10 protein-coding genes and 1 tRNA gene are annotated in these 10,210 nt (G+C 44.6%); 7 read left to right on the forward strand and 4 right to left on the reverse strand.

The genetic code is table 11. The features are described from left to right. Positions 1-934 (forward strand): GBS Bsp-like repeat-containing protein (locus tag HMPREF2926_RS10080; RefSeq protein WP_141751794.1); only part of this gene is annotated, 934 nt, incomplete at its 5' end. A 194-nt stretch (positions 935-1,128) separates the two neighbouring features. Here the strand turns inward: HMPREF2926_RS10080 and HMPREF2926_RS10085 are convergent. Then, positions 1,129-1,992 carry an RluA family pseudouridine synthase gene (locus HMPREF2926_RS10085; RefSeq protein WP_070587767.1) on the reverse strand — a complete coding sequence of 288 codons (864 nt, stop codon included), beginning with the start codon at positions 1,990-1,992 and terminating at the stop codon, positions 1,129-1,131. A 103-nt stretch (positions 1,993-2,095) separates the two neighbouring features. Here HMPREF2926_RS10085 and pbp2a point away from each other — a divergent pair, with 103 nt between their 5' ends. After that, the gene (pbp2a, locus tag HMPREF2926_RS10090) at positions 2,096-4,330 is read left to right on the forward strand and encodes a penicillin-binding protein PBP2A (RefSeq protein ID WP_023919836.1); all 2,235 of its coding nucleotides are present in this window, start codon (positions 2,096-2,098) and stop codon (positions 4,328-4,330) included. A 328-nt stretch (positions 4,331-4,658) separates the two neighbouring features. Here pbp2a and HMPREF2926_RS10095 read toward each other — a convergent pair whose 3' ends face one another. Then, positions 4,659-5,570: a KPN_02809 family neutral zinc metallopeptidase gene (locus tag HMPREF2926_RS10095; protein ID WP_023919834.1), complete on the reverse strand. Its 912-nt coding sequence runs from the start codon at positions 5,568-5,570 to the stop codon at positions 4,659-4,661. A gap of 144 nt (positions 5,571-5,714) precedes the next feature. Between HMPREF2926_RS10095 and rpmG the strand changes: the two genes are divergently transcribed. The 3 genes from rpmG to nusG all read left to right on the forward strand — a co-directional run bounded on the left by rpmG (position 5,715) and on the right by nusG (position 6,777). After that, positions 5,715-5,867: a 50S ribosomal protein L33 gene (gene rpmG / locus HMPREF2926_RS10805; RefSeq protein WP_003009043.1), complete on the forward strand. Its 153-nt coding sequence runs from the start codon at positions 5,715-5,717 to the stop codon at positions 5,865-5,867. Between the two features lie 9 nt (positions 5,868-5,876). Further along, positions 5,877-6,053 (forward strand): preprotein translocase subunit SecE, encoded by a 177-nt coding sequence (gene secE, locus HMPREF2926_RS10100; protein WP_003002261.1) that lies wholly within the window; start codon positions 5,877-5,879, stop codon positions 6,051-6,053. 187 nt (positions 6,054-6,240) lie between these two features. Beyond that, positions 6,241-6,777: a transcription termination/antitermination protein NusG gene (nusG, locus tag HMPREF2926_RS10105; RefSeq protein ID WP_003002077.1), complete on the forward strand. Its 537-nt coding sequence runs from the start codon at positions 6,241-6,243 to the stop codon at positions 6,775-6,777. Positions 6,778-6,972: 195 nt separating this feature from the next. Here nusG and HMPREF2926_RS10110 read toward each other — a convergent pair whose 3' ends face one another. Together HMPREF2926_RS10110 and HMPREF2926_RS10115 are read right to left on the reverse strand one after the other, a co-directional pair. Beyond that, entirely contained in the window at positions 6,973-7,731 is a 759-nt protein-coding gene (locus HMPREF2926_RS10110; RefSeq protein WP_023919832.1) for a hypothetical protein, read from the reverse strand. A gap of 147 nt (positions 7,732-7,878) precedes the next feature. Then, a tRNA-Cys gene (locus HMPREF2926_RS10115) sits at positions 7,879-7,949 on the reverse strand. A 264-nt stretch (positions 7,950-8,213) separates the two neighbouring features. On the opposite strand from HMPREF2926_RS10115, the gene rpsB reads away from it, so the two are divergent. Both rpsB and tsf read left to right on the forward strand, forming a co-directional pair. Continuing rightward, positions 8,214-8,996: a 30S ribosomal protein S2 gene (gene rpsB, locus HMPREF2926_RS10120; protein WP_003002189.1), complete on the forward strand. Its 783-nt coding sequence runs from the start codon at positions 8,214-8,216 to the stop codon at positions 8,994-8,996. Positions 8,997-9,078: 82 nt separating this feature from the next. Beyond that, positions 9,079-10,119, forward strand: coding sequence for a translation elongation factor Ts (gene tsf, locus HMPREF2926_RS10125; RefSeq protein ID WP_003001949.1), 1,041 nt, complete (start codon positions 9,079-9,081; stop codon positions 10,117-10,119). Positions 10,120-10,210: the final 91 nt, after the last annotated feature.

Consider the following 10,210-nt stretch of genomic DNA (forward strand, 5'->3'; position numbering starts at 1 on the left):
CAAGAACTCTACTGGTAAGTACCATGTTCATCTTTACTACATCCAAAATGATGGATCTCGTGTAGGTGTTGGTACCACAACTACAGAAGTGGAGTTCCGAAATGCCAAGACCAAGACGCAAGCTTCTATCAAGAATGTCAATTCTGGTGCTGGAACCTATACGGTAACAGTGGATCAAGCGCCTCAGGGACGTCGGATTAAGAACATCCGTGTTGCAGCCTGGTCTCAAGCGCACCAAGAAAATCTTTACTGGTATTCAACAGCACCTTCTGGTATGCATACAGAAGTGCAGGTCTCTGCAGCAAATCACCAGTACCAATCAGGTAACTATACCACTCACGTCTATGTGGATTATGTCGATGGTGGCGTTGAAGGCTTTAACCTTGGTCAAACAGCCCTTCATCCCCGTGCGACAGTAGATCAAACAGCTTTTAGTCCTCGTGTAACGAATGGACAACGGGACCGTGTCTTACGGGCAGCAGCTAGTCTAGTGGGCGTTCGTGGCGGCACTGCAGCTCACCAACAATTGGTCAATGATTATAACAGTGTTAAACCACTTCCAGTTGGTTATGCAGTGAAGACGACCGATGACTGGTGTGATATATTTGTCACAACAGTCTTCCAGCGGGAAGGTTTGAGCGGTTTGATTGGCCGTGAATGTGGAGTCGAACGTCACATCCAGATCTTCAAACGCTTGGGCATCTGGAATGAAGATGGTACCACTACACCAAAAGCAGGGGACATCATCACCTTTAACTGGGATCAAAATAGCCAACAAAACAATGGCTTTGCGGATCACATCGGAATTGTTGAGAGCGTCTCAAATGGGATCATTCATACCATTGAAGGAAACTCCAACAACCAAGTCCGTCGCAATACCTACCGAATCGGACATGGCAATATCCGTGGATTTGCAACCCCACGCTATCAATAATAAAAAGGGAGTGGGAAAGAACTCCGACTAGTAAAAAGAGTTCGTCTTCCCACCCCCGCACAGTTGATTAGGTCATCTTTGGAGCTTAAAAGGCGAACAAAGATGCCAATCAACCACTGCGTCATACAGTTATTTCTATCAAATATAAAAGGCTGAACAGTTTTTGTCCAGCCTATTTTTTGTGGCTTCTTTTTTTAGTCTTTCAACCCTTCTTCGAAACTCTTGGAAGGGGCCTCGACTTGGATGGTTTCAAGGGTTAATGGATTGGTGAAGGTCAAGCGGTGAGCATGGAGCATGAGTCGCTCTCCGCGTGCAGGGTTATAGAGAGGATCCCCGACAATCGGGTGGCCATGATGGGAGAGATGAACCCGGATCTGATGGGTACGCCCCGTTTTGAGCTGGCATTTGACCAGGCTGTTTCGTCCGATTTTTTTCAGTTGCGTCACCTGAGTTTCTGCATACTGTCCCTTGCGTGGATCGACCAGGCGCTTGCGCCGATCGTGGCGATCGCGTCCGATTTTATCCTTGTAGACGATAGTTTTTTGTGCTAAGCTGCCTTGGATAAAGGCCCAGTACTCGCGTTGGATGTTTTTATCTTCTAAAATGCGGTTGAGAATGGGCAGGATAAAAGGATTTTTGGCAAATAAAATCGCTCCGCTGGTTTCCTTGTCTAAGCGGTGCACGACGTAGCAGGTAGATCCAACATAGCTGGAAACATGGTTGAGAAGAGCAATTTCTGTCGGCTCATTGGCATGGGTTTTCATGCCTTCAGGCTTATTGACGATGATGACATGCTCATCCTGATAGAGTTCTTCGACCAGACTCGGGTCTCCGGCTGGGAGCTCTTTTTCAGGGTAATCGTCCGCGTCAAAGATCAGCTGGATCTGGTCTCCTTTTTGAACGGGGCTCTGCCAGTTGATGGTCTCGCCATTGACCAAGACGTGTTTCTTGGTTCGTAAAAAATGCCGGATCTTACGGGGAATGAGGAAGTAGTCCTCAAGCAACTCTTTCACAGTCATCTGGGGAAAGGATTGTGGAATGGTAAATTGATAGTTCATGACCCTATTGTAGCAAAATCTAAGCTTAAAGAAAACTAAATGGGAGAAGGGGATGAGCTATCTTTTCTTGCTAGGACAAGGATAAGGTGTTACAATAACAGGTATGAATAGAATAAAAGAATTATTTGAAAACCTGATCACTTTTTTTAGAAAGGATCATCCGCCCAAAGCGGTGGCAGAAGAAGTGCCAGACACGGAACTACCGGAAGAGACAGTAGAGCCGACCTATAGTCGCTCAGGCAAGCACAGAAGCAAGCCTCTCTCTCAGCATCCCTTCCGTCGTTTTTGGCGCCGCTTCCATTTGACCAAGATTCTCCTAATCATTGGGCTAGGCTTTAGCCTCTTGACAGGGGGCTATCTCTTCTATCTTGCTAAGACGACCAACGTCAAGGATTTGCAGAATGCACTCAAGGCGACCACTATTATCTATGATAAGAATGGGGACCAGGCTGGAAGTTTGACCGGGCAAAAAGGAACCTACGTCGAACTCGATGCTATTAGTGAGAATCTGCAAAATGCCGTGGTCGCAACAGAGGACCGGAGCTTTTACAAGAATAGCGGGATCAACTATGGTCGCTTCTTTTTAGCGATTTTGACCCTGGGTCGCTCAGGTGGTGGGTCGACCATCACCCAGCAGCTAGCCAAGAATGCTTACCTGTCTCAGGACCAGACGGTGGAGCGTAAGGCCAAGGAATTCTTCCTGGCGCTTGAAATCAATAAGAAATACAGTAAAAAAGAAATCCTCACCATGTACCTCAACAATGCCTATTTTGGAAATGGGGTTTGGGGGATTGAGGATGCTTCCAAGAAGTATTTTGGGGTTTCAGCCAGTCAATTAAGCCTGGATCAGTCTGCTGTTCTCGCAGGTATGCTCAAGGGACCTGAGATCTATAACCCGCTCTATTCAGTAGAGAATGCGACCAATCGCCGCAATACGGTCCTCCAAAATATGGTGGCAGCTGGTTATATTGACCAGAAAACAGCTGATCAGTCAGCGGCTGTGGATATCCATGGTCAGCTGGTCGATGCCTATGAAGGCAAGTCAGAGGACTATCGCTACCCATCCTATTTTGATGCGGTCATCAATGAAGCGGTCAATGAATATGGTCTGACCGAAGAAGACATTGTCAAAAATGGCTACCGGATCTACACCGAGCTGGATCAAAATTACCAAGCAAGCATGCAGGTGATCTATGACAATACAGCCCTCTTCCCAGTAGCAGAAGACGGCACGCGCGCGGAATCTGGTAGTGTCGCCCTCGATCCTAAGACCGGAGGGGTTCGGGCTCTCGTAGGGCGTGTCGGAAGCGATCAAAATCCAGGTTTCCGTACTTACAACTACGCGACCCAGGCTGCTCGAAGTCCAGGATCAACCATCAAACCTTTGGTTGTCTATAGCCCAGCTGTTGCTGAAGGTTGGTCGACCAATAAGGAGTTGGACAATAGTACCACCCAATATGGAAGCTATGAGGTTAATAACTATGCGGGAATCCAGTCGAGCCCAACGGTACCAATGTACCAGGCCTTAGCAGAATCCCTTAACCTTCCAGCCGTAGCGACCGCTAATGATTTGGGTCTCGATACGGTCTTTGAATACGGGAAAAAATTCGGACTCAACATGGATAAGGTGGACAAGTCGCTTGCCGTTGCCTTGGGAGCTGGTGTGACAACCAATCCGATGCAGATGGCTCAGGCCTATGGCACCTTTGCTAACGGCGGGGTCATGAATGATGCTCACCTCATTACCAAGATCGAAAATGCAAGTGGCCAAGTGGTCAAGAGCCATAGCCAGAAATCAACCCGAGTGCTCAGTGGTTCAACGACAGATAAGATGACCAATATGATGCTGGGTACCTTCAGTAATGGTACAGGGGTGAACGCTGCGCCTTATGGCTATACCATGGCAGGGAAAACCGGTACGACAGAGACCAGCTTTAACAAGGACCTCTCTGGAGACCAATGGGTGATCGGCTACACGCCAGATGTGGTCATCAGTCAATGGCTTGGTTTCCCAACGACCGATGAAAATCACTACCTGACGGACAGTAGTGCTGGGACGGCATCCGAGATCTTCCGCAATGTTGCCAACAGTGTCCTGCCTTATACAGACGGTACTCAGTTTGACTCGGTGAAGAACTCTTATGCTGAAAATGGCATTGCGCCAGTCGGAGAAGAAACGACAGAAACAGATAGCAAAGAAGACAAAGGTTTCTTTGAGGATGTCAAAGAAAAGGCGTCGAATATGGTCGATGATGCGAAAAAAGCAATCGATGAGGCCGATATCCCAGGAAAAGCAAAAAACGCTTGGGATACCTTTAAAGGCTGGCTTGGTTTCTAATCAAAAAACGATTCAGAGGAATTTCTGAATCGTTTTTTGCAGATTGAAGACAAAGTCTTCTTAGAAACTTTCCTTAGGTGAGTACGGATGTCAGCGAACTTCGAAGAAGTTCCATGACTTAGTTTTGGACCTAAGGTTCCAAAACTCCCGAGTGCTAGAAACATGATTGTTTCTAGCACTTTTCTCACGGCGAAAAGTTTCTGTTGAAATGATCCTAATAGTATTAATTATTTTAATTTTTCAACGTCACTTAAGTTGTTTTATGTAAAATGCAATTTATCTATATTCTAAAAGATCTATTCAGAAGGATTTCTGAATAGACCTTTGTTTAAAGTTCACTATCTGACAAGCTAAAGGTATCGCCGTGTTGGAGATCCCCGTACTGGTAGCCCCGTTTGAACCAGCGCATGCGCTGTTCCGAAGTTCCATGGGTAAAGCTATCTGGCACCGAGTAGCCGTAGGCTTGCTCCTGGAGAGTGTCGTCCCCGACGGCATGGGCTGCATTCATGGCTTCTTCGATATCGCCGATATCTAGAAGGTTTCGGTCTTGAATCGAGCGGGCCCAGACACCGGCTAGATAATCGGCTTGTAGCTCAATGCGGACACTGATGGCATTTCGTTCCTTTTCAGAAAGACCTTGTTGCATCCGATGGTATTTGCCAAGGATTCCCAGCTCGTTTTGTACGTGGTGGCCGACTTCGTGGGCGATGACGTAGGCCATAGCAAAGTCACCGCTAGCCTTGTATTTGGTTGTCAATTCCTTGTAGAAGCTCATATCCAAATAAATCTTTTTGTCGGTTGGACAGTAGAAGGGACCAGCCGATGCTTGCCCAACTCCACAGCCTGTCTTTGTCCGTCCGGTATAGAAGACTAGTTTGGGCTCCTGGTAGGTGCGTCCTTCGGCCTGAAAGACCTTGTGCCAATGATCTTCTGTTGTGGCAAGGACCTTGCTGACGAACTCAGCATCTGCATCATCGACATGGGTCTTGTTGGTGCGCGTGACTTGGGTGGACTGGTAAGGTTGAGAAGAAGTCCCATTTCCAAAGAGACCCCCAAGGCTAGCTCCTCCTCCTAGAAAGACTATGAGGAGGATAATGATGATCTTACTCTTGAAGCTTCCAGGCGATAGTAAGATCTGTAAAATCCCCCCGCCAAGGTTACTGTTTCCTGAAGATTGGGAGTAGCTTTGCCCTCGACGGTCTTCGATATTTCTACTTTCTTTTAGGTTATCACTTTTCATATTCGTCTCCTTTTGTTTTATTTTACCAAAAATGAGGAAAAAACCAGAGTGATAACGCTTTAGATTTGCTTTTTTCTTGACAGGAGATTTTCTATTCTTGTCAAAACGTGGAAAACTTGCTATAATGGGGTGAACGGAGGCGTTATGGCATTAAAAAAAGCAAGTCTAGCGTGTACGGTTTGTGGGTCACGCAATTACTCCATTAAGTTGAGTGGGACGCCAAAACCAACACGTCTAGAAGTCAATAAATTCTGCAAACATTGCAGCAAGTATACCATCCATAAAGAAACACGATAGGAGAGAGTTGTGAAATTCATTAAAGATATTTTCGTCTTACTAAAAGATACAACTTGGCCAAATCGCAAGGAAAGATGGAAAAACTTTATCTCAGTGATTGAGTACACCGCTTTCTTTGTTGCATTGATTTATTTGTTCGACAAAGTCATTGCACGTGGCCTATTGCACATGATCAATTTCTTTTAAGAAAAGAAGCCATGTGGGATCCTCAGGGTCCCACTTTTTGTAGTCTTTTCTTAAAAATAAATCAGCAAACCTCTTTGCATTCCTGCAAAATGTGGTATAATGAAGCTAGGAAAAGGAAAGCCAAGAGGCTTTTTTTAGTATGTTCACAAAAGCTCGAGCAGGCTAAACAGAAAGAAAGGATACCCAAATGGACAGTTTTGATAAAGGCTGGTTTGTACTACAAACCTACTCAGGATATGAAAATAAGGTAAAAGAGAATCTTTTGCAACGTGCGCAAACTTACAATATGTTAGAAAACATCTTGCGCGTAGAGATTCCAACTCAAACCGTACAAGTTGAGAAAAACGGTAAAACCAAAGAAATCGAAGAAAATCGCTTCCCAGGTTATGTCTTGGTAGAAATGGTCATGACAGATGAAGCTTGGTTTGTCGTTCGGAATACACCGAACGTTACAGGTTTCGTCGGATCACACGGGAACCGTTCAAAACCAACTCCATTGTTGGAAGAAGAAATCCGCAGCATCTTGCTCTCTATGGGTCAAACCGTTCAAGAGTTTGATTTGGATGTCAAGGTGGGCGATACGGTTCGTATCATCGACGGTGCCTTCACAGACTATACTGGTAAGATCACTGAAATTGATAACAACAAGGTGAAAATGGTCATTTCTATGTTCGGTAACGATACGGTTGCAGAAGTGAATTTGAACCAAATTGCTGAATTGTAAGAAAGAGAGAGTGGGACAGAAATCGGTAATTCGTTAGAATTCGATTTCGTCGTCCCACCTCCGCACAGTTGAGTAGGGCTGTAAAAGCTGATGAAATCAGCGTAGTAGAGCCCACTCAACCACTGCGTCTTGCTCAACAATCCAAAAATAATTGAGAGGCTAGGACTTTTGTCCCCAGCCTCTTTTGATTGCTTATTATTGATTTTTATCCAGGCCAGTGATCTTTTTTAACTGCTTGGTTTCTGCAGCAGACGTAACATTGAAGATCTTATTTCCTTGTGTAGAAAAGCTAGATTCATCTCCGTTGCTATCTTTATAGACATAGCTGGTCCCATTTTCTGAACGCATAATGGCATAGGGTTTTCCGAGACGTTCGAGGGCCGTTTTTGGTGTATCGGATTTGGAAATGCTGCCAGTAGACTGGTGGTTGGCATCGCCCCCTCTTAGTCGGAAGGTGATATCTGTTAACACATTATTGCGGAAGAAAGCCATGATATCGCCATTGTCTGTTGCCCATACATTGACTCCATCACCAGGATTCGCACTGTCTGTGCTACTTACGGGTTGACCAAAGGCTGCAACTACGTCATCGTAACTGCTTCTTTCTTTTGGCCCACCAACCTCTTGTCCATCTTCGGTTCTTAATACAAAACCGGTGGTAGGGTGGAGGTTCTTGAGCTTTTCGATCTCAGGAATGGATGCAGCTCCTGGCACATATTGGAGAGATGCGCCATCATCTGGATCCAAGCTGAAGCGACCTGAAAAATCATCTGAGCTACTGCTGTCTGAAGAAGTGTTCGACGATTTACTAGATGATGTTTTGGTAGAAGATTGTTTGATCGGTTTTCTAGAACTAGAAGCGGTTTTTGCTGGTTGCGCAGAATTGGCGGGTGAGCAAGCGGCTAGTGTCACTAGTGAAAGAAGGCCGATCGCAAAGAAACGAATGTTTTTCATAAATACCCTTTCTAATGTGTGTGCTTCGCCTATCAGGCGAGGTTTTATTATATCAATAATCAAGGAATGGGGCAAATGGCAACAAAAAACCCCCTATTGCTAGGGGAATTTTTAAAAGATAAAAGATGATAAAAAATTTTATTATCAAGGCGGTAGACGGATTTGAACCGACGATCAAGCTTTTGCAGAGCCGTGCCTTACCACTTGGCTATACCGCCATAACATATAATATTGTAACCTAAAAATAAAGATAGGTCAAGAAAAACTTTTTACGTCAAACAACTTTAGAAAACCATTTCATCGTAGGGATTGAAAAAATCTCTCAAATAGCTTGCGAATTCTAGTGATTTCTGCTATACTTATAGAGTTGTCTAAGACAGCAAATACTCATCTCGGATCCATTGTGGCACCGTTGCCCTTGTGGTCGTGCTGCAAGTTGACGTCTGAGAGAGGAGAAAAAAACAAAAAAGGAGAAACTACTCATGGCAGTAATTTCAATGAAACAACTTCTTGAGGCTGGTGTACACTTCGGTCACCAAACTCGTCGCTGGAACCCTAAGATGGCTAAGTACATCTTCACAGAACGTAACGGAATCCACGTTATCGACTTGCAACAAACTGTAAAATATGCAGACCAAGCATACGACTTCATGCGTGATGCAGCTGCAAACGATGCAGTGATCTTGTTCGTAGGTACTAAGAAACAAGCTGCTGATGCTGTTGCAGAAGAAGCTGTTCGTGCAGGTCAATACTTCATCAACCACCGTTGGTTGGGTGGAACTCTTACTAACTGGGGAACAATCCAAAAACGTATCGCTCGTTTGAAAGAAATCAAACGCATGGAAGAAGATGGAACTTTTGAAGTTCTTCCTAAGAAAGAAGTTGCATTGTTGAACAAACAACGCGCTCGTCTTGAAAAATTCTTGGGCGGTATCGAAGACATGCCTCGTATCCCAGACGTAATGTACGTTGTGGATCCACATAAAGAACAAATCGCTGTTAAAGAAGCTAAGAAATTGGGTATCCCAGTTGTAGCGATGGTCGACACAAACACTGACCCAGATGATATCGATGTTATCATCCCAGCGAACGATGACGCTATCCGCGCTGTTAAATTGATCACTGCGAAAATGGCTGACGCTGTTATCGAAGGACGTCAAGGTGAAGACAGTGTTGCTACAGTAGAAGCTGAATTGGCAGCTACTGAAGGTCAAGCTGATTCAATCGAAGAAATCGTTGAAGTTGTAGAAGGCGACAACGCTTAATTTCATTCAATAAGTAACGAACCTAAGAGGGCAGGGCTCAGCCCGACCCTCTTATTTTATTAAAAAATATAGGAGAACAAAAATGGCAGAAATTACAGCTAAGCTTGTAAAAGAATTGCGTGAAAAATCTGGTGCCGGTGTCATGGACGCTAAAAAGGCATTGGTTGAAGTTGAAGGTGATATCGAAAAAGCGATCGAATTGCTTCGCGAAAAAGGTATGGCTAAAGCAGCTAAGAAAGCTGACCGTGTTGCCGCTGAAGGTTTGACTGGTGTTTATGTCAACGGTAATGTTGCAGCAGTTGTTGAAGTGAATGCTGAAACTGACTTCGTTGCGAAAAACGCTCAATTCGTTGAATTGGTAAACGCAACAGCGAAAGTGATCGCTGAAGGTAAACCAGCTAACAACGAAGAAGCTCTTGCTTTGACAATGCCTTCAGGTGAAACTCTTGAAGCTGCATACGTATCTGCAACAGCTACAATCGGTGAAAAGATTTCATTCCGTCGTTTTGCTTTGCTTGAAAAAACAGATGCACAACACTTCGGTGCTTACCAACACAACGGTGGACGTATCGGTGTTATCTCTGTGATCGAAGGTGGAGACGAAGCACTTGCTAAACAAATCTCAATGCACATCGCTGCAATGAAACCAACTGTTCTTTCATACAAAGAATTGGATGAACAATTCGTGAAAGATGAATTGGCACAATTGAACCACGTCATCGACCAAGATAACGAAAGCCGTGCAATGGTTGGTAAACCAGCTCTTCCACACTTGAAATTCGGTTCAAAAGCACAATTGACTGACGAAGTGGTTGCTCAAGCTGAAGAAGATATCAAAGCTGAATTGGCAGCTGAAGGTAAACCAGAAAAAATCTGGGATAAAATCATCCCAGGTAAAATGGATCGCTTCTTCTTGGACAACACAAAAGTTGACCAAGCCTACACTCTTCTTGCACAAGTCTACATCATGGATGACAGCAAGACAGTTGAAGCTTACCTTGAATCAGTAAATGCTTCAGTTATCGAATTCGTTCGTTTTGAAGTTGGTGAAGGTATTGAAAAAGCTTCAAATGACTTTGAAGCAGAAGTTGCAGCTACAATGGCAGCAGCTCTTAACAACTAAGAATAAAAAAATAAGAGGTTTCGAAGGAAACCTCTTTTTTGTAAGATAAATTCATCTAAATAACTTTCCTTAGGTGAGTACGGACGTCAGC

It is taken from the genome of Streptococcus sp. HMSC078D09, assembly GCF_001813675.1.
GTDB lineage: Bacteria > Bacillota > Bacilli > Lactobacillales > Streptococcaceae > Streptococcus.